The 25,369-nt window shown below is 65.6% G+C and carries 17 protein-coding genes; 2 read left to right on the top strand and 15 right to left on the bottom strand.

Annotated features, from left to right (window positions below; translation table 11 throughout):
• Positions 1-8: 8 nt before the first annotated feature.
• Positions 9-2,102, top strand: a complete 2,094-nt coding sequence (locus tag AAF604_11245; GenBank protein MEM7050227.1) for a TonB-dependent receptor — start codon at positions 9-11, stop codon at positions 2,100-2,102.
• Positions 2,103-2,105: 3 nt separating this feature from the next.
• Here the strand turns inward: AAF604_11245 and AAF604_11240 are convergent, their stop codons facing one another.
• The 14 genes from AAF604_11240 to dnaA all read right to left on the bottom strand — a co-directional run bounded on the left by AAF604_11240 (position 2,106) and on the right by dnaA (position 22,629).
• On the bottom strand, positions 2,106-5,393 hold the full coding sequence (locus AAF604_11240) for a hypothetical protein (protein ID MEM7050226.1): 3,288 nt from the start codon (positions 5,391-5,393) through the stop codon (positions 2,106-2,108).
• A gap of 68 nt (positions 5,394-5,461) precedes the next feature.
• Positions 5,462-6,931 carry a SpoIIE family protein phosphatase gene (locus tag AAF604_11235; protein ID MEM7050225.1) on the bottom strand — a complete coding sequence of 490 codons (1,470 nt, stop codon included), beginning with the start codon at positions 6,929-6,931 and terminating at the stop codon, positions 5,462-5,464.
• Positions 6,932-6,949: 18 nt separating this feature from the next.
• Entirely contained in the window at positions 6,950-7,462 is a 513-nt protein-coding gene (locus AAF604_11230) for a hypothetical protein (GenBank protein ID MEM7050224.1), read from the bottom strand.
• Positions 7,463-7,828: 366 nt separating this feature from the next.
• Complete coding sequence (locus tag AAF604_11225; GenBank protein ID MEM7050223.1) at positions 7,829-9,151, bottom strand: PhoH family protein; 1,323 nt, start codon at positions 9,149-9,151, stop codon at positions 7,829-7,831.
• A 43-nt stretch (positions 9,152-9,194) separates the two neighbouring features.
• Entirely contained in the window at positions 9,195-9,851 is a 657-nt protein-coding gene (locus tag AAF604_11220; protein MEM7050222.1) for an HAD-IA family hydrolase, read from the bottom strand.
• Positions 9,848-10,894 (bottom strand): NDP-sugar synthase, encoded by a 1,047-nt coding sequence (locus AAF604_11215; GenBank protein ID MEM7050221.1) that lies wholly within the window; start codon positions 10,892-10,894, stop codon positions 9,848-9,850. Before AAF604_11215 ends, AAF604_11220 begins: the two co-directional genes overlap by 4 nt.
• A 45-nt stretch (positions 10,895-10,939) precedes the next feature.
• Positions 10,940-11,500 (bottom strand): class IV adenylate cyclase, encoded by a 561-nt coding sequence (locus AAF604_11210; protein ID MEM7050220.1) that lies wholly within the window; start codon positions 11,498-11,500, stop codon positions 10,940-10,942.
• A gap of 109 nt (positions 11,501-11,609) precedes the next feature.
• A complete protein-coding gene (locus AAF604_11205; protein ID MEM7050219.1) occupies positions 11,610-12,998 on the bottom strand; it encodes a dipeptidase in 1,389 nt (462 codons plus the stop codon).
• A 70-nt stretch (positions 12,999-13,068) separates the two neighbouring features.
• Entirely contained in the window at positions 13,069-13,647 is a 579-nt protein-coding gene (locus AAF604_11200) for a CPBP family intramembrane glutamic endopeptidase (protein MEM7050218.1), read from the bottom strand.
• Positions 13,648-13,684: 37 nt separating this feature from the next.
• A complete protein-coding gene (gyrA, locus tag AAF604_11195; protein ID MEM7050217.1) occupies positions 13,685-16,225 on the bottom strand; it encodes a DNA gyrase subunit A in 2,541 nt (846 codons plus the stop codon).
• Positions 16,226-16,282: 57 nt separating this feature from the next.
• Positions 16,283-18,703 (bottom strand): DNA topoisomerase (ATP-hydrolyzing) subunit B, encoded by a 2,421-nt coding sequence (gyrB, locus tag AAF604_11190; protein MEM7050216.1) that lies wholly within the window; start codon positions 18,701-18,703, stop codon positions 16,283-16,285.
• A 127-nt stretch (positions 18,704-18,830) separates the two neighbouring features.
• Positions 18,831-19,922 carry a DNA replication and repair protein RecF gene (gene recF, locus AAF604_11185; protein ID MEM7050215.1) on the bottom strand — a complete coding sequence of 364 codons (1,092 nt, stop codon included), beginning with the start codon at positions 19,920-19,922 and terminating at the stop codon, positions 18,831-18,833.
• 65 nt (positions 19,923-19,987) lie between these two features.
• Positions 19,988-21,088, bottom strand: a complete 1,101-nt coding sequence (gene dnaN / locus AAF604_11180; protein ID MEM7050214.1) for a DNA polymerase III subunit beta — start codon at positions 21,086-21,088, stop codon at positions 19,988-19,990.
• A 245-nt stretch (positions 21,089-21,333) separates the two neighbouring features.
• Complete coding sequence (gene dnaA, locus AAF604_11175) at positions 21,334-22,629, bottom strand: chromosomal replication initiator protein DnaA (protein MEM7050213.1); 1,296 nt, start codon at positions 22,627-22,629, stop codon at positions 21,334-21,336.
• Positions 22,630-23,300: 671 nt separating this feature from the next.
• Between dnaA and mutY the strand changes: the two genes are divergently transcribed.
• On the top strand, positions 23,301-24,347 hold the full coding sequence (mutY, locus tag AAF604_11170) for an A/G-specific adenine glycosylase (protein MEM7050212.1): 1,047 nt from the start codon (positions 23,301-23,303) through the stop codon (positions 24,345-24,347).
• Positions 24,348-24,369: 22 nt separating this feature from the next.
• On the opposite strand, the gene AAF604_11165 is transcribed toward mutY, so the two are convergent.
• On the bottom strand, positions 24,370-25,359 hold the full coding sequence (locus AAF604_11165) for a cyclic nucleotide-binding domain-containing protein (GenBank protein MEM7050211.1): 990 nt from the start codon (positions 25,357-25,359) through the stop codon (positions 24,370-24,372).
• Positions 25,360-25,369 lie beyond the last annotated feature (10 nt).

Here is a 25,369-nt window from a genome sequence, read left to right as displayed (position 1 = left end):
ATGTGCCCGTGATTCGACTTCTCGCCTCGTTCCTGCCCTGGGCCCTCGTCGCCTCCTCCGCCGCTGCGACCATTGAAGGTCGAGTGGAAACGGAGGACGGTGTTCCGATCGAAGGGGTGCGCGTCGAGGTGCTCGACACCGCCATCGCGGAGCAAACGGACCGCCGCGGCGAGTTCCGCCTCGACGCCTCCGCCGAGGGCGGCGAAGCGAAGTTTCGACACCCGCGATTCGCCGAGGTCACGGCACCGGTCCCCACCCCGACCGACGCTTCCTGGCGCATCGTTCTGAGCCCCAAACAAGCGGTCTTCGAAGAGATCGTGATCACCGCCAATCGCGACGCCAGCAACGCGATCGAGATCTCCAGCTCCGCCACCACCCGGATCGCGCCGGCCGATGAGCCGGCACCCAGCGCCACCCTGACGGAGCTGATCGAGGGCACCCCCGGGGTTTCCGAGAACGGCCAGGGCGGCATCTTCCAGACCTACTCGATTCGCGGCATCTCGCGCCAGCGGGTCCTGACCCTGATCGATGGCGTGCCGATCGTCGGCGAGCGCCGGGCCGGCGTTTCCGCGTCCTTCCTCGATCCCGCCCTGATGGCGAGCGTCGAGGTGGTGCGGGGGCCGGCGTCGAGCAGCTACGGCTCGGGCGCCCTCGGAGGGATCGTGCAGGTGTTCCCGCGCAGCGACGAAGCGCTCGCCCTCGAGGCCGGCTACGGCACCGCCGGCGACGCCCACTATCTCGTCTTGGGCTACGGCACCGCCGGCCCCGACGGCTGGTCGGTGGGTTTGGCGCAGCGGCGGTCGAACGACCACGAGACGCCCGATGGCGAGCAAATCTTCGATCGCTTCGAGAGCTGGTCCGCCAGCCTGGCGAAGCGTTGGCAGACGGAGCGCCGGCAGTGGCAGCTACGCCTCATCCCAACCCTCGGCCGCGACATCGGAAAGGCGAGCTCGGACTTCCCGCAGCGCACCACCATCTATCCCGAAGAGCGCCACCTGCTGGCGCGGCTGACGGCGCGCGACCAGGCCGGCTGGAGCTGGAGCCTTTACGCCCACCCCAACGACCTGCGCACCGACAGCGTCGACGACGGCGAGCTCTCGGTGGTCGAGAACCAGGCCCTCGACTACGGCGCCTCGCTGGTCAAGGAGGCGAGCGGCGAACGCGGTACCTGGCGCTGGGGCGTCGACTGGACCGGCCGCCAAGGGGTGACCGCCGAAGAAGCCGGCCAGCGCACCCTCGACGACGCCGATCAGGAAGAGCTGTCGCTTTTCGGCTCGGCGCGCACCGGGGTCGGGCCCTGGGTGTTCGAGGCCGGCGGCCGGGCGACCGCCTTCCGCCAGGGCAACGGCGGCGCCGAATCCCGCCGGGACGAAGCCTTGAACGGCTTCGTCGGCCTCTCCCTGCCGTTGCCGAGCGGCTTCGAGATCACCGCCAATGTCGGCACCGGATTGCGCTTCCCCAGCCTGACGGAGCGCTTCTTCACCGGCACCACCGGCCGCGGCCGGGTGATCGGCAATCCCGACCTCGAGCCCGAGCGCTCGACCAGCGCCGAAGCCGGCCTGCGCTGGTACGGCAGCCGCACCTTCGCCGCCGTGCATCTGTTCCGTAATCAGATCGATGACCTGGTCGAGCGCATCCGCATCGACGACGACACCCGCACCTTCCGCAATCTCACCGCCGGCCGCGTCGAGGGCCTCGAGATCGAGGGCTTCTTCCAGCCGGCCGAGGCCTGGCTGATCAGCTGGGGCGGGCACCGCTTCGACAGCAGCTCCGACGACGGGGGACCGCTCGCCGACGTGCCGCCGGATCGGCTGCGCCTCGAGGGCCGCTGGCAGCGCGGCCGCTGGCACAGCTCACTGCGCTGGGAGCATCGCGAGGCGGTCGACGAGCCAGGTCCCGGCGAACGCGCCATTCCCTCGGCAGAGCTGTTGACGGCGGCCGTCGGTGTGCGTTTGCGCGACAGCCTTCAGGTCACCCTTTCAGGCACCAATCTTCTCGATCGCACCTACTTCCGATCGGCCGACGACCGCGCCCCGCTGGCGGAAGGGCGCGGCGTCTCGCTGGCTCTGCGCTGGTCCCCCAGCTCCGCCTCAACGCCTTAGACGCTAGTCGGTCTCGATCGCCGGCACGCGCTCGAGCCCGAGGGCGCGGACCGCCTCGCGGAAAGGCTCGACCTGGTCGGCAATGAAGGTCGCCACCCCGGCCAGGCTCTCGTCGACCTGGGCCGCTGCCCGCTCGAGGTAGGCCTGCTGCGCGGCCGTCGGCTTCTCCTTCGAAGCCCCGAGTAGCCATGAGGCCTCGCTCACCCGGCTCCAGGGCGTATTGCCGGGATGAATGCCCTTGGCCTCCGGCGGTTGCCAGAGGGTTTCCTCGAGCTCGTCGATAGCGCTCGCCAGCTTGCGGGCCTGCTTGGCGAGGGCCTTCTCGGGTGAATCCTCCTGCGAGCCGTCGCCGCGGTGGCCGTCGCCACGATGTTCCTCCTTCTTGACCTTCTCGCCCATCTCGGAGGCGATGTCCCGGGCCGTCTGGCGTACCTCGCGCAGGCCGACGATGGCCTTGGTCAGGCGCTCCTGGAGAGCGCCGGCACGCTGGACGGCGGCCTCTTTGAGGCGGCGATCCTGGTCCGAGATCCGGTGCCGCGGGTCGGCCAGCACCTCGACCGTGCCTTCGGCGCGCTGCTCTCCGTGGGTCACCACGACGCGATAGGACCCTGGCAACACTTCCGGACCGGAGGAGTCGCCCCAGCTCGGACCGTCGCCCCTCGGCGGCGACTCGAAAGCGTCTCGCCGGAGGTTCCAGACGGCGCGGTTGAGGCCGCGGTGCACCGCTACCTCGAAAGTCCGCAAACGCTCGCCGGAGCTGTCGTAGACGCGAATCTCGGCTTTCGGCTCACCTTTCGAGCCAGCCTCGTCGTCCTCCGACTGTTCGTCGTCGCTCGCCGCTTCCTCCGCCTTCGCCTGGCGAGACTCCTCCTCCTCACGCTTCTGGCGCCGGCGCTCCTTGTCGCGCTCTTCGTCCGGGTAGGGCAGATCTTCACCGGTGAGGGAGAAGTTGATCAACGCCCCGTAGGGCGGGTTCTGGCCGCGGAACTCACCGTCGCCGGCGAAGCGCGACGAGCCGGTCTGGGAGATGACATGCTGCTGCGCCGGCGCGATCGCAAACAGATGGAGGGGACTCTCCAGCACCTCGCGGGTCAGGCCGCGCAGCGGGCGAAGGTCGTCGATGATGTAGGCCGCCCGACCGTGGGTGCCGAGGATCAGATCGTGGTCCCGCGGATGGATCACCAGGTCCATCACCGACACCGTCGGCAGGCCATGGGTCCAGCGCAGCCAGGATTCACCACCATCGAGGGAGAACCAGAGGCCGAACTCGGTGCCCAGGAAGAGCAGGTCGGGGTCGACCGGATCCTGCTCGATGACCAGCGCATAGCCCTCGACGCCGTCGGTGGCTAGGCGCTGCCAACGCTGGCCGTAGTCGCTCACCCGGAAGGCGTAGGGGGTCCAGTTCGAGCGCCGATGATCGTCGAAGACGACGAAGGCGGTATCGGCGGCATGGGGCGAGGGCGCGATATGCGGCACCCAGGTGTTGGCCGGTACGCCACGCAGGTTGTCCTCGACGGAAGTCCAGGTGGCGCCGCCGTCGCGGGTGACGTGCACCCGGCCATCATCGCTGCCGGCCCACAGCACGCCGCGCTCGAGCGGGCTCGGGGCGAGGGCCACCAGAGAGGTGAAGTTCTCGGCTCCGGTGACGTCGAGGGTGAGACCACCGGCCTCCGCCTGGCGCTGCCACTCGGGGCGATTGCTGGTCAGATCGTCGCTGATCACCGTCCAGCTATCGCCGCGGTCGGTGGACTTGTGAACAAACTGGCTGCCGTAATAGACCACCGCCGGATCGAAGGGATCGAGGGCGATGGCGGCGCTCCAGTTGAAGCGCAGATCGGCCCCCTCCGGGGTCGGCGCTGGCCGGATGTCCTGGCGCGCCCCGCTGGCGACATCCCAACGGCGCAGAAAGCCCTCCTGGCTCATCGCGTAGCCGCGCTCCGGATCGTCGGCCATCGGCACCGTGTCGAAGCCGTCGCCAAAGGCCACCTCCTGCCAGTGGTGGTTGCGGATGCCGCCGTTCTCCCACACCTCGCTCGGGCCGCGCCAGGAACCGTTGTCCTGCATGCCGCCATAGACGTTGTAGGGCCGCTCTTGGTCCACCCGCAGGTGGTAGAACTGCGCCAGCGGCAGGTTGGCGACGTAGCGCCAGGTGGCACCGCGGTCGCGGCTGATCGCGATGCCGCCATCGTTGCCGTTGATCAAGAGATCGGGATTGGCGGCGTCGATCCAGAGGGCGTGGTGGTCGGGATGGACGGCGCGGAAGGGCACCAGGATCTCGAATTCCTTGCCGCCGTCGTTCGAAACCGACACCGCCGACCACAGACTGTAGACCCGGTCCGGATCCTGCGGATCGACGCGGATATCGGCGTAGTAGAAGGGGCGGTTGCCCACCAGGCTGTGGGTGCTGCGCTCGGCCCAGCTCGAGCCGCCGTCGTCGGAGCGGTAGAGGGCGAGGTCGCCCTCGTTCTCGATCAAGGCGTAGACGATCTCCGGGTGGGAGGCGGAGATCGCCAGGCCGATGCGCCCGAGGTCGCCCTTCGGCAGGCCGTCCTCGGGGGTCAGCTCCTGCCAGCTCTCGCCGCCGTCGCGGCTCAGGTAGAGACCGGAACCGGGACCGCCGGAGCGGAACGACCAGGGCCAGCGCCGGTAATCCCACATCGCCGCCAACAGCTTGCGGGGGTTGTTGGGATCGATCACCAGATCGGCGCAGCCGGTGCGCTCGTCGACGTAGAGCACCTTGCGCCAGGTCTCGCCGCCATCGGTGGTCTTGAAGACGCCGCGCTCCGGATTCTCGCCCCAGGCCTGGCCGAGGGCCGCCACCCAGGCGGTGTCGGGATCGGTCGGATCGACGATCACCCGGTGGATTCGCTCGCTGGCCTCGAGGCCGACGGAGCGCCAGGTCTCACCGCCATCGTCGGAGCGAAAGAGGCCGGCGCCGACGGAGGTGCTGTTGCGCGGATTTCCCTCGCCGGTGCCGACCCAAATGCGCTCCGGGCTCGATGGGTCGATGGCGACAGCGCCGATCGATGCCACCGGCTGATCGTCGAACACCGGCTCCCAGGTCAGACCGTGATCGCGGGACCGCCAGACACCGCCGGTGGCGGCACCGACGAAGATGGTCGCGCCGCCGGCGGTGGCGTCGACCGCCGCCACCCGACCGCTCATCGTCGCGGGACCGATGGAGCGCGCTTCCATAGAGGCGAAGAAATCGGGATCGACCTGCCACTCGGAGGCCTGCAGCAGGATGGGAGAGCACAGCACCAGGGCGAGAACGAGCACAGATCGAGCCATGATTTCCTCCAGGGATGACGACGTCGGTGGAGTGCCGAGTCTATCCCTTGAAGGCGCCGAACGGCGACTCAGCGGGCCCGCAGAACCAGCAGCGTGACGTCGTCCTCCAGCGCCTCCGGCAGGGCCTCGCGGGACGCCGGCGATGGTTCGCCGCGCAGCGAATCGAGGATGGTCGCGATCACCGCCGCCGGCTGCGAGTCCCGACGCGCCGCGGCGAGGAAAGCCCGTTCGCAACCCTCGTAGCCGAGAGGGTCGGCTCCCCCGGCCTCGGGCAGGCCATCGCTGCTCAGCAACACCAGGTCGCCGGCGGTGAGATCGACCTGCTGTCGCTGATAGGGGAAGGGCAGCGGGCTGCCAAGGGGCAGGCCATCGAGAGAGATTCGCTCGAGGCGATCATCGCTGGCGCGATAGACCAGCGCCGGCGGCATACCGGCCCCGACGAGCTCGAGGCGGCGATCGCTCAGGCGCGCCAGGGCGAAGGCCATGTTGCGCCGCCCAAGACGCATGCGACGCAGCCCCTCGGCCATGCTCTCGAGGGCGGACACCAGATCCCTTTGCCGGGCACAGAGGGCGAACAGGCTCTTGACGGCGGTGGCCATCATGCCGGCTTGCAGGCCATGGCCGGTGGCATCGCCGATCGCCAGTAGCAGCTCGTCGTCGTTCTCGACCAAAAAGTCGTAATAGTCGCCGCCGACCTCGGTGGCCGTTTCCATTCGGGCTGCCAGCTCGACCCCCGGCAGCTCCGGAAGCTGGCGCGGCAGAAGGGAGAGCTGGAGCTGACGCGCCTCTTCGAGCTCTGCCGACTTGCGGCGATCCTCTTCTTCAAGGAGGCGTCGCTCGAGCTCTCCCCGCAGCTCGATCTGGCGCTCGTTGCGGCGGCTGACGATGCGCGCCGCGGCCGAGGCCGGAATGGCGAGGAGCAGGCCGATCAGCATCGAGCCGCGCAACAGGTTGCGGCGCAGAGCACTCAGCTCGTCTTCGACCCGGGCCAGGTTCTCGTGCGTCGAAAGGGTCCACGAGGTGCCCGGCACCTGGGTGAAATAGACCATCTCCTGGGTCATGCCGGGACCGTAGGACAGGTGTCCCGCCGCGGTGGCGCCGTCGCGAAGGTAGGCGTCCCAGGGCGTCTGGGCGGTGGTCGCGATGCCGGGGTCGAACAGGGCCTCGGGCTTGACCCGCATGCCGAGCTGCTCCTGGTTCGGATGGCTGACGTAGCGCACCTCGCCCTGCTCGATGAGACAGACATAGCCGCGGTCCGTCTCGGTGCCGGCGATGGCGCTCTGGAACTCGGCGGCGACCTGGTCGCGGCTCAGGCCCGAGGCCAGGCGCCGATCGAGGAACTGAATCATCGCCCGCGCCTGGCGTTGGTTCGAGTCGTCGAGGAGCTCGAGATAGATCCGCTCCGCGAAGCCCAGAATCGATGGCGCCACCAGGCTGCCGACGCACAAGATCGAGAGGAACACCGCCCCGAAGGTGAGCAGCGCCGGAATCGGCAGACGGCGCCCCGGCGGAGTGGGCGGCGGCGCGGCAGTCGTCATGGCTCTCTTCTACCGCGCCTAGCGGCCATCGGCCAGGCGACGCTGCTGCTCGGCCGTCAACACCGCCGGCATGGCACCCCCGAAATAGCTCCAGCTATTGAGGGCGATGGCCTGGGCTTCGCTCAGCCCGATCTGCCAAAGGCGAGGGTAGCGGGTCCGCAGCGAGTGCTTCGAAGGAATGAAATGCGGCTCGCCGGTGACCTCCCGTCGCGGCGTCGACTCACTCAATCCCGATACCTCCGTGCCGGCCGGCAGCATCACGCTGTCGAACGAGCGCTGCGTCCGCAGCGCCGCGACCAGCTCGGGAACATCGGTCCTCTGCGGGTCATAGTCGACCTGCACGATCTCGGCTCCCCCCCAGTGGCCGATGCGCGACGCCACCACCCCATCGACCCGGCCGAGCGTCGCCTCGCCGGTCCAGTAGCAATACATCGAGAAAGTCGCCGTCGCGACCTCCTCCTCACCGAAGGCAAACCCGGCGATGAGAATCGCGGCAGACAGCAGAACAACCTTCACCCATCGACGCTCCATGATCGCTCCTTTCAGACCAGGCGAAAACGCCCCGTCGCCAAATCATACGAGCCACCCCCCGAGACGGGCCCCTGCCGCTCGACCCAAGGGCCAAAAGTGAACATTCCGTGAGAACTCCGAGCGCAAAGCGCGAGACGGCGAACGCCGAGGTGGAGCCGACCAGGCCCACAGCGCTGAAGAACACCTAGAAGCGCCCCTACCCTCTGCAACAAGAAGTCAAGATGCTACAAAGCATCTGACTCCGAGCGCGAAAAGCGCGAGGCGGCGCCCAGAGGGCGCCGAGGACGGGGGCGCCCGGCCAGGGGTGAAAGCCAACGACATGTGCGTTGGCTTGAGGGGGGCGCCCAGCCCCCCTGAAACAGACGTCTACAGCAGCTCGCTCGCCAGGTTGGCGAGGTCCGAGCGCTCGCCCTTCTCGAGATTGACGTGAGCGTAGAGGGGATTGCCCTTCAGGCGGTCGATCAAGTACGACAGCCCGTTGCTGCGCGTGTCGAGGTAGGGCGTATCGATCTGGAAGATGTCGCCGGTGAGCACGATCTTGGTGCCTTCGCCGGCGCGGGTGATGATGGTCTTGATCTCGTGCGGCGTGAGGTTCTGGGCTTCGTCGACGATGAACAGGCAGCGCGAAAAGCTGCGCCCCCGGATGTAGGCCAGGGGAATGACCTCGATCTTCTCCTTCTCGATCATCTCGTCGAGGCGCTTGAATGCCCGGCTGGCGGCGTCGAACTGGTTCTTGATGAAGCGCAGGTTGTCCCACAGCGGCTGCATGTACGGCGTGATCTTCGACTGCACGTCACCGGGGAGATAGCCGAGGTCCTTGTTCGACAACGGCACGATCGGCCGAGCGAGGAAGATCTGCCGGAAGGAGCGGCTCTGCTCGAGCGCCCCGGCGAGGGCGATCAGGGTCTTGCCGGTGCCGGCGGGGCCGGTGAGGGTGACCAGCGGAATGTCCTCGGAGCGCAGAGCATGGAGGGCGAAGGTCTGCTCGGCGTTGCGCGGCGTCACCCCGTAGGCCGGCTCCTTGACGATGCGCTCGAGACCTCCGCGCCGGGCGTTGTAGCGCGCCAGGGCCGAGCTCTGCTGGCAGCTCAAAATGTAGAAGTGGTTGGCCTGGGGCTGTTCCTCGCTGACCTCTTCCCAGGGCAAGAAGCCCTCGCTGTGCAGCCGCCCCATGGCGTCGGGGTCGGCCAGGGCGACCTCGCTGCGACCGCGATAGAGGTTCTCGAGGTCCTCGATCTTGATGTGCTTGTAGTCCTCCGCCGGCAGCTCCAGGGCGCGCGCCTTGAGGCGCAAGTTGATGTCCTTGGAAACCAGCACGACGCGCCGCTCACCGACCTGGGACTTGAGTCCGAGGGCGGCATCGAGGATGCGGTGGTCGTTGTCGGCGCCGAACAGGCGGCGGGCCGTCTCGTCGTCCTTCTGCGGCACGATCACCTTGACACTGCCGCGGCTGGCGCCGTTGAGGGGAATCCACTCGCGCAGCAGATTGTCGCCGGCGAACTCGTCCAGCCGGCGAATGAACTCGCGGGCGTTGCGGTTCAGCACGCTGCTGCCCTTCTTGAAGCGATCGAGCTCCTCGAGCACCGTCAGGGGTATGGCGACGTCATGCTCTTCGAAGCTGTCGAGGGCGTTGTGGTCGTAGAGGATGACCGAGGTATCGAGAACGAAGACTTTGTTTTGGTGGCTCAATGGCGGGGGCTCCCAGAAGCGGCGAACACGGCCGAATCGTACCTCACCGGGAGACCTCCGAGAGCCACTCCGGCAGGTCGCCGATGCCGGCCAGGCAGGCCACCGGAGCGAAGCGTTTCAAACTCGCCTCGGGCTCACTACCGCTGGTCACTCCGAGGGCTTCGGTGCCGGCGCTGCGCGCCATCTCGAGATCCCACCGACTGTCGCCGATCATCAGGGTTTCGCCGGCGGTCGCGCCGAGCTCGTCGAGCAGTTCCAGAAGCATGTGGGGATGCGGTTTGGTGTGACTTTCGTCGGGCGTGCGGCTGGCGTGGAAGAAGCGCTCGAAGCCGGTGGCGGCGAGATCTCGATCGAGGCCGCGGCGGCTCTTGCCGGTGGCGACGGCGAGCAGGTAGTCGCGTTCCGCCAGCTCCGTCAGGACGGCTTCGGCGGCGGGAAAGGGACTGGGGTGGAAGCGGTAGGTCGACAGCCAGAGCTCGCGATAGGTCTCGACGATGCGCTCGGCGGTGGCCTCGTCGCAGCCCGGCTGGAGGTGCTCGACAGTCTCGCGCAGTCCGAGCCCGATGGCGCCGCGCAGATGGTCCTCCGGCGGCGACTCGAGGCCGAGGGTTTCGAGGGTCGCCTCGGCGCAGGTCACGATGGTGCCGACGGAGTCCATCACGGTACCGTCCCAATCGAACACCAGCAGGCGGTAGGTCACGGGTTCTCCGCCAGGATCGGGGTGTAGAGGAGATTGCCGACCCGGGAGTCCTGCGGCGCCGGCGGAACACCCTCGCGGGCCGGACTGACCAGTCGTCGGTCGACTCGGCTGGCGGCCGGCAGCTCGGTGTCCGGCGCCAGGATGACGTCGCGCACCCGGCTACCGCCTCGCACCTGCCCGCCGGGCAGCACCAGGGTACGTTCGAGGACGGCGCCACCCTCGACCCGCGCTCCAACCTCCACCGAAGCACGCCGCAGGCGCGATGAGCGGTCGACGGCGGCTTCGCTCGAAACCCAGGAGCGCCGCCAGAGGCGTTCCGGTCCGGTACCGCGGCACCAGTCGAGGGCGCCGGTGAGATAGCGCTGGGGAGTGCCGAGGTCGTGCCAGCGACGGCGGGATGGCACGGCGTGGAAATGGGCGTCCTTCTCGAGCAGGGGCATGAGGAGATCGCCGACGGTGTCGCCGGGACCGACGTCGACATGGCGCAGCAGGCGCGGCGAGAGAATCTGGGCGCCGGCGAAAACCAGTCGGTGGGCGACCTCGCCACGCTCCGCACCGGCGCCGCGAAAACCCAGGATTCGCCCCTTTTTGTCGATCGCCACGCCACCCCCGTAGGTGTCCGCATCGGGTTCCCGTGCCAGCATCAGGGTGGCCACCGCCCCGCTCGCGCGATGGCGCCGGATGAGCTGCTTGAGGGGCCACCGGCACAGACTGTCACCGTTGATCACCACCACCAGCTCGGCCTGCGAGAGGAAATCCCGCAGCGGGTGGAGGGCCCCCAGCGTGCCGAGCAGCTCCGGTTCTTCGGAGTAGGTCAGGGGCATGCCGGCGAAGGCCTCGCCGAAGTGGTGGCGAATTTGATCGCCGAGATGATGCAGATTGAGGGCCGCCGCCTCGACGCCGGCCCGCGCCAGGCGCGCCAGGGTGTAGCCGGCGATGGGCATGCCCGCCACCGGCAGAAGCGGCTTCGGCATGGTGTCCGTCAACGGCCGCAGGCGAACGCCGCGGCCGGCGGTCAGGACGAGAGCGCGAATCCGGGTCAAGGTTTGGGTGGAGTAGCAGCGTCGCGGTCGGCGCGTCGGCTCCGGTCAGCCGCGATCGCTGAACACCATGTCCGGCGGAGCGTCCGGGTTCTCCTTGAGGTGATCGGCATAGAGCCGCAGGTAGGAGCGCCGCTCGGCGCTCTCGGGATCGAGGTTGCAGCGCCGGGCGACGGTCTCGGCACCTTCCCCCTCGAACTCCGCGAAATCGCCGATCGGGGTGTGATCGAGGGCGATGGTCACGCCACCGAGCTGCCAGGTCTCGCGCATCTTTTGGTAGCGCTTGACGATTTCGAAGCCGAGGCTCTCGAAGAGCTTGTGAACGGCATCGGGATCGCCGAGGGTGGTCTCGTGCTCCTCGCGGATCTTGGTCCGCCCCTCGAAGGTCGCCGGACCCTTGTAGGTGAGATAGGCACCCTTGCCGTCGCGCCGCAGCCGCAGCACGCAGCCGGCGGTTTCGAGGCGACCTTCCTGATCGAAGATCAGGTTGTCCTCGAGGGCTCCCGGTCCCATGCGTTCGGCATCGAGCTCGAGCAGGCGGTCGCGCAGCTCGTCGAGGCCGACGGCGCGGAACTTGAGCTCGCGTTCAATGCCCGTGCTGTCACTCATCGGAAGACCCCTTTCACCCTTCGCGGGAGCGTCGTGGATGAAGGTTCGTCAGGCTCGGAAATCATGGCCAGGGGGTCCTCGTGGTCAGCGCTCCGGGGAATTCCGGTGCTCAGGCCGACAGCGCTCCGAGTTTGTCCATCAAATGGACGATGGAGCGAATGCCGGCATAGTAGTTCTCCAGATTGAACTTCTCGTTCGGCGAGTGCAGGCGGTCATCCTCGAGGCCGAAACCCATCAGCAGAACCGGGATCTCGAGCACCTGCGCGAAGGTCGAGACGATCGGAATCGAGCCGCCTTCTCGCACTCGCACGGGCCGCTTGCCCCAGGTCGCCTCGAGGGCGTCCATGGCGGCTTCGGCGATCGGCCCTTCAGCATCGACGACCACCGCCTCGCCACCGTGAAGATAGGTCACCTCGAGATCGACGCTGGGCGGCGCGATGGCGCGCAGGTGTTCTTCGAAGAGACGCGCGATCTTGTCCGGATCCTGATTCGGCACCAACCGCATCGAAACCTTGGCACCGCCCCAGGACGGCAGCACGGTCTTGGCACCTTTTCCTTGGTAGCCACCGAAGATGCCGTTGACGTCGCAGGTGGGTCGACCCCAGGCGCGCTCGCGGGTGGTGTAGCCCTCTTCACCAAACAGCGCTTCGACACCAAGCTCTTGACGGTACTCGTCTTCGTCGAAGGGCAGAGCGGCCGACTCGCGACGCTCCCACTCGGCGAGCTCGACCACATCATCGTAGAAACCCGGAATCAGAATGCGGCCGGTCTTGGGATCCCGCAGGCTGGCAACCATCGTCGAGAGCACGTTGAGGGGATTGTCGACGGCGCCGCCGAAGGTCCCCGAGTGCAGATCACGGTTGGGTCCCGTGACCTTGATCTCCATGTAGGCCAGGCCTTTGAGGCCGTAGATGATCGACGGCTGGCCGGGAGAGTACATCGAGCTGTCGGAGATGATCACGCAGTCCGCCGCCAGGCGCTGGCCGGCATCGGCCTTGACGTAGGCGTCGATCGCCTCGCCGCCGGACTCCTCCTCCCCTTCGACGATGAACTTGACGTTGACCGGCAGCTCGCCGCGCTCCGAGAGCATCGCTTCGACAGCCTTGAGATGACAGTAGGATTGGCCTTTGTCGTCGGTGGCGCCGCGCGCCACCAGCTTGTCGCCCTCGAGGGTCGGCTCGAAGGGTGGGTTGCGCCACTCCTCGATCGGATCGACGGGCTGAACGTCATAGTGGCCGTAGAAGAGAATCGTCGGCTTACCCGGTGCGCCGTTCCACTCGGCGTAGACCAAGGGGTTGCCCTCGGTCTCGATGAGCTCGCCGTCGAGGCCTGCAGACTTCATCTTGTCGAGCAGGAATCGGGCGCAGCGCAAGACCTCCGGTTTGAACTCGGGATCGGTCGAAACGGAGGGAATGCGCAGGTAGTCCTTGAGCTCTTCCAGGTACTGTTCGCGGTTGTTCTCGACGCGGTCGAGTACGTCTTGCGATTGCGTCGCCATGGCTGATTCCTCGGTCGGTCCTCGGACGGTCAAGACAAGGGACGGGGAGTCTAGCAGAGAGCTTCCGGCCTCAGACTGCAGGGTTCCGGCGAGCGATTCGGAGCAAATTGACCGCATTGACGAGGAAATGGGCGACCACCGGGGCCAAAAGGTTTCCACGCCAGATCAAAAGAGCACCGAAGAGGCCACCGGCGAGAGCCGCGAAGATTCCCCACAGACGCAACGCCGATCCCGGACCGGTGTGAACCAGGGCGAAGACCAAGGTGGCCCAGAACCAGCCGACAGAGCCCTGGAGAGCGCCGCGAAAGAACAGCTCCTCGCCGATTCCCGAGACCACCGCCAGGGCGACCGCCTCCGGGGCCTCGAGGCGACCGAGAAGGCGACCGAGCTGAAGCTCGAGGTCGCGCGCCAGACGGGAGAAGCGAGCCGCTAGATGCCAGAGGCCCAAGAGGAGGCCGCCGCCGGAGATTCCGACCAGGAGGTCGATCCACCAACTTTCGGCATTCCAGAACAGGGCCACCGAAATAGTGTCGTCACGCAGGCCGATCCAGAGCAGGGCGACCAAGGCCAGGACGAGATAGAACCACCAGGCGAGGCGGTAGAGGCGACCCGGTTCCGGCGCAGGAACCTCCTCGCCCGGAAGGCTCAAAGGTTCTTCGTGAAGGAGGCGGAGAGGGGTCCGGCCATCAATTCACCGGCTCGTCAGCGGAGGGGTCCGCCGGCGCCGCGAGATCGCCGCTTTCCTCGCCACCATCCTCAGCCCCGTCGTCGTCGATCTCGTCGTCGGAGGCGGCGAGCTTGGCGGCGGCCACCACCCGATCCTCCTCGTCGAGATTCATGATCGTGACCCCTTGGGTCGAGCGACCGATGACGCGCACCGAGCCGACCTCGGTGCGCATGATCTTGCCGTTCTGGGTGATCAGGATGACGCCGTCGTCCGGCACCACCTGGCGCACGGCGATGACCGGACCGGTCTTGTCGCTCACCTTGAGATTGATGATGCCTTTGCCGCCGCGGCCCTGGGAGCGGTAGTCGGCCAGGGCGGTCCGCTTGCCGTAGCCGAGCTCGGAGATGGTGAGCAGGTCGCCCTCCTGCTGCAGGGAATCGACCGCCACCACCTTGTCGCCCTCGGCGAGGGCGATGCCGCGCACGCCGCGGGTGGCCCGGCCCATCGGCCGCACATCGCTCTGGTGGAAGCGGATCGACTGACCCTGGGCGGTGGCCAGGAAGATGTGCTGGTCGGGATCGGTGACCCGGACTCCCAGCAGACGGTCGCCCTCGTCGATGTTGATCGCGATGATGCCCCGCGCCAGCGGTCGCGAAAAGGCGGAGAGTTGGGTCTTCTTGACGGTGCCGCGCTCGGTGGCGAAGAACAGGAAGTGGTCCTCCGGAAACTCGCGCACAGAGACGGTGGTGGCGACCTTCTCTTCCTTGTCGAGGTCGAGCAAGTTGACGATCGCCTTGCCCTTCGAAGCGGGATTGAGCTCGGGAATCTGGTGCACCTTCATCCAGTAGACCCGACCGCTCTCGGTGAATACCAGCACGTAGCTGTGAGCCGAGGCGACATAGAGGTGCTCGACGAAATCACCGTCCTTGGTCAACATCCCGGTGCGCCCCTTGCCGCCGCGGTGCTGCGCCCGGTAGAGGGCGAGCGGCGAGCGCTTGATGTAGCCGGTGTGGGTGACCGTGATCACCATGTCGTCGTCCGGGATCAGGTCTTCGACGGTGATGTCGAGGGTGTGCGGCAAGATTTGCGTGCGCCGCTCGTCGCCGTAGGTGTCGCGCAGCTCGCCGAGCTCTTTGCGAATCTCGGCCAGCACCAGGTCGTCGGACCCGAGAATGGCGCGCAGTCCTTCGATCAGGACCATCAGCTCGCGGTACTCCCCGACCACCTTCTCGCGCTCGAGGCCGGTGAGCTTCTGTAGGCGCATGTCGAGAATCGCCTGCGCCTGAACCTGGGAGAGGCCGAAGCTCTCACCCAGGCGCTCGCGCGCTTCCGCCGGCGTATGGCTCGCCCGGATGGTGGCGATGACCTCGTCGAGATGATCGAGAGCCTTGAGAATGCCCTCGAGGATGTGAGCCCTTTCCTCGGCCTTGCGCAGATCGTAGCGGGTGCGCCGGATGACCACCGTTTTGCGGTGGTCCAGGAAGTGGCGCAGCATCTCGTGCAGCGTCATCACCCGCGGCTGGTTGTCGACGATTGCCAGCAGGATGATGCCGAAGGTGGTCTGCATCTGGGTCATCTTGTAGAGCGAGTTCAAGATGACCTCGGCGACGTCGTCGCGCTTGACGTCGAGGACGATGCGAATGCCCTGACGGTCGGACTCGTCGCGCAGGTCCGACAGGCCGGTGATCTTCTTGTCGCGCACCAGCTGGGCGATGCGCTCGATCAGCCTGGCCTTGTTGACCTGGAAGGGAATCTCGGTGATCACGATCGACTGGCGGTCGGTGCGCTCGTCGGTCTCGATCTCGGCGCGCGCCCGCACCTGAACGATGCCCCGGCCGGTCGAATAGGCGGAGTGGATGCCGTCGAAGCCGTGAATGTAGCCGGCGGTCGGAAAGTCCGGACCGGGCAGGACTTCCATCAGCTCGGCGAGCGTCGCATCGGGCCGGTCGATCAGTACATTGATCGCATCGACCACTTCGCGCAGGTTGTGCGGCGGGATGTTGGTCGCCATGCCGACGGCGATGCCGGCAGTACCGTTGAGCAGCAGGTTGGGCGCCCGCGCCGGTAGCACCTCCGGTTCCGTTTCGGAACCATCGTAGTTCTCGACCCAGTCGACGGTTTCCTTGTCGATGTCCTCGCGGATCATCTCCTCGGCGAGCTTGGTGAGACGAACCTCGGTGTACCGCATGGCGGCCGGGTTGTCACCATCGATCGAACCGAAGTTGCCCTGACCGTCGACCAGTGGATAACGCATCGAAAAATCCTGCGCCATGCGAACCACCGTGTCGTAAATCGCCGAGTCACCGTGAGGGTGGTATTTACCCATCACGTCGCCAACGATGCGGGCTGACTTTTTATAAGGTTTTCCGGAAGTGTTGCCACTCTCCCACATACCGTAGAGAACCCGGCGATGAACCGGCTTGAGTCCATCTCGGACGTCCGGTAGGGCACGACCGATAATGACGCTCATGGCGTAGTCGAGATAACTACGCTTCATCTCCTCTTCGATATCGACCGGTATCGGCCGCTCGTAGATATCGCGGGGATCCTGTTCGCTCATCGTCTCTGTTTCCGAACGGTCTTCGGGTGGAGCCTGGAAACGCCAGCGGCGATCGGGCTAGATGTCGAGGTTCTTGACCTCGAGGGCGTTGTCTTGGATGAACTGGCGTCGTGGCTCGACGAGATCGCCCATCAGGGTGGTGAAGATCTGCTCCGCCTCGAAGGCATCTTCGATCCGCACCTGCAGCAAGCGCCGCTTGGTGGGATCCATGGTGGTTTCCCAGAGCTGCGACGGATTCATCTCACCCAAGCCCTTATAGCGCTGAATCGAAAGACCTTTGCGAGCTCCCACATAGAGCCGGTCGAGGGTCTCCTCGAAGCTCCCGAAGGTCTCCTCGATGTTGCCGTTGCCGATCCGGAGGGACTCCGCCGCCAAGGCACTGAGACCTTCGCGGTTGTTGGTCAGGGCGCGGTATTCGGCGCTCGCGATCAACGCCGAGTCGACCCGCAGGGGCCGCTCGACGCCGTCACGGCGATAGATGAAGTCGATCGCTCCGCTGCCGGTCTCTTCATCGCGGGACACCTCGACCCGACGAAAACCGGCCTCCTCGAGGTCCGTCGCCAGGCGGGCCAGCAACTCCTCGTCGTCGAGGCCCGAGCGCTCGTGCAGACCGGCGAGCAGGGCCAGTCGAAGCGCCGCAGCAGGATAGCCGCGGGAAGCCAATCGATCCATCCGCTCGCGAAAACGCTCGAGTCGCTGCACCAGATGAGTCAGGCGCGTACCGCTATAAACGTTTCCATCCTCACCGGCGTCGTCGAAAGAGATCTCCCAGCTATCCTGAATCCGCTCGAGTAGAAAGTCACGATACTCGGCGTCGTCTTTGAGATAGACCTCGCGCTTGCCGTGGGCGACTTTATAAAGCGGCGGTTGTGCAATATAAAGGTGACCACGCTCGATCAGCTCGCGCATCTGACGGAAGAAGAAGGTCAAGATGAGCGTGCGAATGTGGCTGCCATCGACATCGGCATCGCACATGATGATCAGCTTGTGGTAGCGCAATTTCGCGGGATCGAAGTCTTCCTTTCCAATCCCGGTACCGAGGGCGATGATGATGGTCTTGATCTCGTCCGAAGACAGCATCTTGTCGAAGCGTGCCTTTTCGACATTCAAGATCTTGCCCTTCAAAGGCAGCACCGCCTGGAAGGTGCGATCACGGCCTTGTTTGGCGGAACCGCCGGCGGAGTCGCCCTCGACCAGGAAGAGCTCCGACTTCTCGGGATCCTTTTCCGAGCAGTCGGCGAGCTTGCCGGGCAGGTTCGAGGAATCGAGCGCACCCTTGCGCCGGGTCAGCTCGCGCGCCTTGCGCGCCGCCTCCCGACCACGCGCCGCCTCGACGCACTTCTCGACGATGCGGCGAGCGTCCCGCGGATTCTCCTCGAGGTAGGTCGCCAGCTTTTCGTTGACCACCTGCTCGACCCAGCCCTTGATGTCCGAAGACACCAGCTTGTCCTTCGTCTGGCTGGAGAATTTGGGGTCCTTGATCTTCACCGAGACGATCGCCACCATGCCTTCCCGCACGTCGTCGCCGGTGAGGTTCTCCTTGAGGTTCTTGGAGAGGCCACTGCTCTGGGCGTAGACATTGAGGGTGCGCGTGAGAGCCGCCTTGAATCCCGACAGGTGGGTGCCGCCGTCGCGATTGTTGATGGTGTTGGTGAAGCTGTAGATGAGCTCCGAGTAACCATCGTTCCACTGCAGGGCGACCTCGACGGTCTCCTCACCGGAACCGTCGTCGCGGCTGTCGATCAGGTAGATCGGATCGCCGTGGATGGTCGACTTGTTACGACTCAGATGCTCTACGAAGCTGCGGATCCCGCCTTCGTAGAGGAAGTCCGCCTGACGGCCAGTCCGTTCGTCGAACAGCCGAATGTGAACGCCGCGGTTGAGGAAGCTCTGCTCCCGCAGGCGCTGGGCCAGGGTGTCGTAGGTGAAATCGAGGAAGGCGAAGATCGAGCCATCGGGCCAGAAGCGCACTTTGGTGCCGGTGCGATCGCTTTCGCCGGTGACAGCGATGGCGGCATCGGGAACCCCGCGGCGGTAGATCTGGGACCAGGTCTTGCCGTCCCGTCGCACTTCGAGATCGAGGCGATCGGAGAGCGCGTTGACCACCGACACGCCGACACCGTGGAGACCGCCGGAAACCTTGTAGGAGTTCTTGTCGAACTTTCCGCCGGAGTGCAGCTCGGTCATGATGACCTCGGCCGCGGAGCGGCCTTCGGACTTGTGCATCCCCACCGGAATGCCGCGACCGTCGTCCTCGACGGTGACCGAGTTGTCCTCGTGAATGGTGACGTCGACCCGGGTACTGAAGCCGGCCAGAGCCTCGTCGATGGAGTTGTCGACGAGCTCGAAGACCATGTGGTGCAAGCCGGAGAGGTCGTCGGTGTCCCCGATATACATGCCGGGGCGCTTACGGACGGCCTCTAAACCCTTGAGGACCTTGATGTTATCCGCTGTATACGTCGCCTTTGATTCCGCCAAACCGGGCTCTCCAAGGGTCTTCGAGAAGAAAGGGCCAGGGACGTCCGGGAAGCCGCCCCTCCAGCCCCCCGATGATACCACACAGGAAGGCTCTGGAGCGAGGGTTTAGCCTTTTGCGATCAGTACCTTACGTTCTTTCCGCAAGGCTCCCTGGAGCGACCCTGCCGGCCTCCACGCGGAGGGTCGAGTCGAGCTCCAGCGAGGTCCATACCTCGGGGCGGTTGGAGCTCGCGAAGAGCTGCCCGACGGGCGCCAGGAGAGTCCAGAAGGCGGCCAACGTCGAGGGCGCCAGCTCGGCATCGAGATCATCGAGCAGGTAGACCGGCTCCGGCCCTTCGCGGGTCATCACCCGCCCTTGGGCGGCAACGATCAGCAAGCCGAGGAGCTTGCGCTCGCCGGCCGAGACGCTGCCGCGCAGAGGATAGCCATCCCAGCGCAGCACCAGATCGTCGCGATGAGGGCCAAGGAGGGACATTCGACGATCCCATTCACTGCCCTCGACGGCATCCAGGCGGGCTCTCAAGGCGTTTTCGTCCGCGCCATCGGGCGGTGACGGGCGATAGTCGAGGGCGATAGCCGGCAGGGACAGGCCGATGCGTTCGAGATCCGTCGCCAGCTCAGCCCCGAGGCGCGCCACGAAGCGCTGACGACGACGCACGATCTCGGCACCGGCGGCCGCCAGCAAATCGTTCCAGGGGGCCAGCAAATCGCTTCTCTGACGTCCGCCGGCCGCGAGCAGGCGGCGCTTCTGTCGCAGAGCTTCTCGGTAGCGCGACATCACCGCCACGGACGTCGCCTGCAGCCCGATCACGCCGCGATCGAGGAAGCGGCGGCGGTCCTTCGGTGGCCCGGTGAAGAGGTCGGCGTCGGCCGCTGTCCAAGAAACCACCGGCAGAGCCGCCAGGTGACGCGCCAGGGGTGCCGCCTTGCCGTTCAACAAACGCCGTTTGTCTCCCGCCGCAACGACCTCCAGCGCCAGGCTCTGGCGAACTCCGGTGTCGACCTCGGCGGCGAGTTCGAATCCCTGGCGCCCACGCTGAATGCACTCGCTGAGGCGATTCGAGCGGAAGCTCTTGGTGGTCGCCAGCAGGTAGATGGCTTCGAGCACGCTGGTCTTGCCGGCGCCGTTGCCACCGAACAGGAGATGCCGACCGCCATCCATCCGGCGCTCGAAGGGAGCAAGGTTGCGGAAGTGACGCAGCTTGAGGGAGGTGAGCAAAGCTCGGGGCAGCGGCGAGAAGGGGATCCAGAGCCGGCGGACCCGATCCGACGGGAATCAGCCGCCTACAGGCGCATCGGCATGATCACGCACAGATAACGGCTGTCCTCCGTCTCGGTGACCGGGTAGCCGACGCACTGGGTGTTCTCGTCCTTGAGCTCGAGGCGCACCTGCTCGGCACCGAGGACGCCGAGGAACTCGCGCAGATAGTCGGGGTTGATACCGATCTTGAAGGCGGTGTCCTGATACTCGCAGGGCAGCACCTCGAGGGCATCGCCGAGGTCCGGGTTCTGGGTCTGGACGATCAGCTCGTCATCGCCGAAGCTGAGCTGCACCGCCCGTGCCCGATCGCCGGTGACCAGAGCGACCCGATGGATCGCCTCCGAGAGCTCCTTGGCCGGAAAGACGATGTGCTTGTCGTTGTCCTTGGCGATCACCCGCTCGTAGTCCGGGAAGTTGCCTTCCAGGATGCGACAGATGAGCTCGCGACGACCGAGCCGGAAAGAGACATGGTGCTCGCCGCGGTGGAAGGCGAGGGTCTCACCGCCCTCGAAACGGCGCAGCTCGTGGAGGGCCTTGCGGGGAATGAGGACGGAATCGTCGCCGCTGGCCCCTTCGATGGGTTCCTCGACCAAAGCGAGGCGGCGGCCATCGGTGGCCACCATCTCCACCATGCCCTCCTTGATCCGGACGAGGGCACCGTTGAGCTGAAAGCGCGACTCTTCGGCGGAGATGGCGAACAGAATGCGGCCGATCATCGACTGAAAGATGACGAAGGGCAGCTCGATCTGGGAACCGCTACCGACCTCCGGCAGGGTCGGGAAGTCGTCCGCCGGCAGACTGTGGATCTTGAACCGCGAGCGCCCTCCCTGTATCGACAGCCAGCCGGGCTCTTCCTGGCGCAACAGCACCTCGTCCCCCACCATCGAGCGCACGATCTCCATGAACTTCTTCGCCGGCACGGCGATCGCTCCCTCCTGCACGACATCCGCCGGGCAAGAGGAGGTCAGGGAGACATCGAGATCCGTCGCCGCCAGATGGAGCTTCTCCTGACGCGCCGAGAGCAGCACGTGGGACAAGACCGGAATCGTGGTCTTGCGCTCGACGATGCCCTGCATGGGTGCCAGCTCGTGGACGAAGTCACTGCGATTGAGACGAATTTCCATAGGCTCTACTCTCCCTGAAGAGACCTCGAATATATCTCATAGTAGTCCATCGTAGAAGGCCCTGAGGAAGCTTCGGAAATCCCTCGAACAGACGCTCTCTGAGTGCTTTGGCGAATCCACTCATGGCGGATTTCGGCTGTTGAGGAGCTGTGGATGAACAGCGGAGAATTCGCCCGGCGGCGACTTTCCGCAGAACCTCCGCAGATCGGTCCGCAGAGATTTCCGGCGGTCTTCCGCAAGCGGACTTACCGCAGCTGGTTTTCGAGCGATTCCAGGGTGCGGTCGAGGTCGGCGTCGTCGGTGCGCTTCTTGTCGATCTTCTCGACCGAGTACATCACCGTGGAGTGATGTTTGTTGTTGAACAGCTTGCCGATCTCCGGGAAGGAGAGCTCGGTGAGCTGCTTGCAGAGGTACATCGCGACCTGTCGCGGGAAGGCGATCTGGCGGGCGTTGCTGCGGCTCTTGATCTCGCCGACCTTGAGGCCGTAGTGGCGCGCCACCAGCTTGACGATGTCGGCACCGCCGGAGCGTCGGCGGTCTTCCGGCAGGATGTCCTTGAGGGTTTCGCGGGCGAGATCGAGGGACATCGGCTTGGCGGTCAACATGGAGAAGGCGATGACGCGATTGAGCAGACCTTCGAGCTCGCGCACGTTGCTGCGCACCTGGTGGGCGATGAAGTGCGCCACCTCGTCCGGCAGATCGATGTCCTCGGTTTCCGCCTTGCGCCGCAGGATGGCGATCTTGGTCTCGAGGTCCGGGGGCTGGATATCGGCGATCAGGCCCCACTCGAACCGGCTGCGCAGGCGTTCTTCGAGGGTCGGGATCTGGCGCGGCGACGAGTCCGACGACAGGATGATCTGCTTCTGGCTGGTGTAGAGCGTGTTGAAGGTGTGGAAAAACTCTTCCTGGGTGCGCTCTTTGTTGGCCAGGAACTGGATGTCGTCGATCAGCAGCACGTCGATGGTGCGGTAGCGCTCGCGAAAAGCCGGCATGCGGTCGAAGCGGATCGAGTTGATCAGCTCGTTGACGAACTGCTCGGCGGCCAGGTACATGACCCGCAACTGGGGGCGCTTGTCGAGAATCTCGTGGGCGATGGCGTGCAGCAAGTGGGTCTTGCCGAGGCCGACGCCGCCATAGAGGAACAGCGGGTTGTAGGAGTGGGACGGGCTCTCGGCGACGGCGCGAGCGGCGGCGTGGGCGAACTGGTTCGAGTTGCCGACGACGAAGGTCTCGAAGATGTACTTCGAGTTGAACTGCTCGCGGGCCCGCGAGGAGCCGGTTTCGTCCGGGTCCTGACTGGAATTTTCGAGGGAGAAGAGGACTTCGAAGGTCGAGCCATCGAGACCGGCGATGGCGCGGTCGACGGCGGGGCGATAGCTCTCTTCGAGGGTGTGGAGAAAACCGGCGTTGGGGGCTACGAGGACGAGCTTGTCGTTGCTTTCGGAGCTGACCTTGAGGGGCCGGAACCAGGTGGCGAACTCATCGGGATCGAGCTGCTTCTCAAGCTGTTTCCGGAGTCGCGCCCACACCGATGGAGTCATGAATTCCACACCATTTCCACAATCTGTGGAAACTTGTCAAGCGTTTGTTTGGGGGGGAACCCCGAATTTGGTTTCCCGAAGACGTGAGGCGGATATTACCACAAGGCAGGCCGTTGACAAGGTCTCCGGAGACTCGAAATGGCTCCCCGGAGGGTGTCTCTGGAGGATCTTCGGGAGCGTCTCTCGGGATCGCAGATTCCGACATTTTGAATGCAAGAGATGAGTAAAAATTCCTTGGTCTGGGGGAATCTCCCATGGCCGGTAGGCGAAAGGATGGTGCCGTCGTCTGAAAAAGCCTGAAGTATCGCTCTTGAGGATGTTGGCATCCGCTTTGCTTATTTGTGGGGCAGAGATGGAAAAGGAAACCAACGGGGAGGTTCCACCCACCAATTTCATCCAACCAGAAGAAGAGACCCACCAGGGTCTCCCCTTCCAAACGATCTAACCCACAACCCCTATTCACTACAGGGATAATCCTCAAGACCTACCAACCAGCGGAACCTCCCCCATCTCCCTCCGCCGGTCTCCCAGCTCGATCTGAATTCCAAAACTGTTCCGATGTGGAACATGCCGCGGTGCGCCATTGTGGCGCTCGGCCATGATCTCTTGGCGTGCGCGCTCGATCCCCCAGGGCGCTTGTAAACTGGCGCTCTTTGTAGACTGCCGAAGCCATGGACGAAGCCCAGCGCCTGCTCGACTGGTTCGACGCTCACCGTCGGGATTTGCCCTGGCGTGAGAATCAGGACCCCTACCGCGTCTGGGTGTCGGAGATCATGCTGCAGCAAACCCAGGTGGCGACGGTCATCCCTTACTACCAGCGCTTTCTCGCGACCTTCCCGTCGGTCGAGGCGCTGGCGGCGGCCGAGATCGACGAGGTTCTGGCTCTGTGGTCCGGCTTGGGCTATTACCGTCGAGCGCGCCAGCTTCACGCGGCAGCTTGCCGCATCGCCGAGCTGGGGGCTTTTCCCGAAACCGTCGCGGGGCTTCGCGAGCTGCCGGGGATCGGTGCCTACACCGCTGCAGCGGTCGCCAGTATCGCCTTCGATGTGGTCGAACCGGTGATGGATGGAAACGTCGAGCGGGTGTTGGCCCGGAAGCTCGCCTTGGAAGGCGATCCCAAAAAGGCGGCGCCGCGTCGGGCATTGCTCGCGGCGGCCGCCGATCTGCTCGACCCGCAACGTCCCGGGGACAGCAACCAGGCGTTGATGGAGCTCGGGGCGATGGTCTGTACCCCGGTCAACCCGAAGTGTTTGCTGTGCTCCTTCCGCGAAAGCTGCACGGCGCGGCTGGAAGGTCGGCCCGAGGACTATCCGCCGGTGCGCAAGCGACGGGCGACGGAGAAGATCCGCTGGGGAACCGTGGTCTTCCGACGGCGCGATGCGGTGCTGCTGTTTCGGCGTTCGGACGACGACGGTCTGTTGGCTGGCACCTGGGAGCTACCCTGGTTCGAGATCGAGGGCAAGGCCTTCGCAGCGCCGGCGGCGAAGCGGATTCTGCAGCGCCGTTATGGCGGCGAATGGCGCATCGGAGACCGCTTGGGGACGGTTCGGCACGGCATCACCTACCGCTCCCTGACGGTCGAGGTCTTCGAAGGCGCCCTGGAAGGTGGGGTCGAAGTTGCCGAGTCGACGGTCGAAGCCGGTTGGTTCGATGACAGCGCACGTCGCCGGCTGGCCCTGTCGGCGCTGGTCGAAAAGGCCCTGCGCAAGGCCGCTTAGGGTCGCCCTGGGCCGGGCCGGGTCAGTCCTCGTCGTCGACGGTGCGGCCGCCGGCGAGGACGAACCAACCGGCGATCTTGTCGTCGAGCTCCCGCAGACGCTGCGCCACCATGGTGCAGAGAATTCGCAGCAGCCGCAGGGAGGACACCTTCTGGATGTCGAGGATGCCCTCGAGGACGTCGGCCGGAATCGCCAGGATGACGGCTCCACCGGCATGGGCCTTGGCGTCGGCGGAGCGCGGCATCTTGTCGATCAGCGCCATTTCACCGAAGTAATCACCGCGCTCGAGAAAGGCGAGGGCCTCTTCACCGGCGCCGGGGATGTACTTGCTGATCATCACCCGTCCGTCGAGCACCACGTAGGCGATGTCGCCGGGCTCGCCCTCACGGAAGATCTGCTCACCGGGGGCCAGCTTGATCTCCTTGGAGAGCGGCGCCAGGAAGTTGATCTCGAGGTTCGAGAGCTTCTGCTCTTCGAACACCTTGCGCTTGTCGCCGAGGTCGAGGCGAAAGTCGGAGGCGGCAGGATCGCGCAGGGGATCGTTGGTGGAAGGGGGCTTGCCGCTCTCCGAGAAGAAGCGGGTCAGGATCTCGTTGGTGTCGCGCAGTTTTCCCGAGAGGCTCTTCCAGAAGGTCCAGTAGAGGGCGACGCTGAAGCGTTGGTCTCTTTCCAGCAGCCAGTTGAGGGCTGAAGGATTGAGGATCAGGATACTCGCTTCGGTGGTGGTGATGGCGTCGCTCGAACGCGGCTGCTGATCGACGAAGGCGGACTCCCCGAAGAGGTCTCCGGGGTAGAGCTTGGCGAAGGAGAACACGCCGTAGGGCGTGGACCGCTGAATGTTCACCGTACCGCTTTCGATGATGAACGACTCGGCGCTCGAATCTCCCTGAATGACGATCGACGAGTCGGCAGCGAACTCGCTGCGCGAAATGCACGGCGCAAGCTGATTGCGCTGAGCCTCGGTGAAGTGGGAGAACAGATCCCAGTCGCTGAGGAGCTCGTCGATGCTCAAGATGACCCCA

It is taken from the genome of Acidobacteriota bacterium (assembly GCA_039028635.1).
GTDB lineage: Bacteria > Acidobacteriota > Thermoanaerobaculia > Multivoradales > JBCCEF01 > JBCCEF01.
The sequence above is the reverse complement of the archived record's forward strand: the minus strand, read 5'-3'. Positions and strand labels throughout refer to the sequence as shown.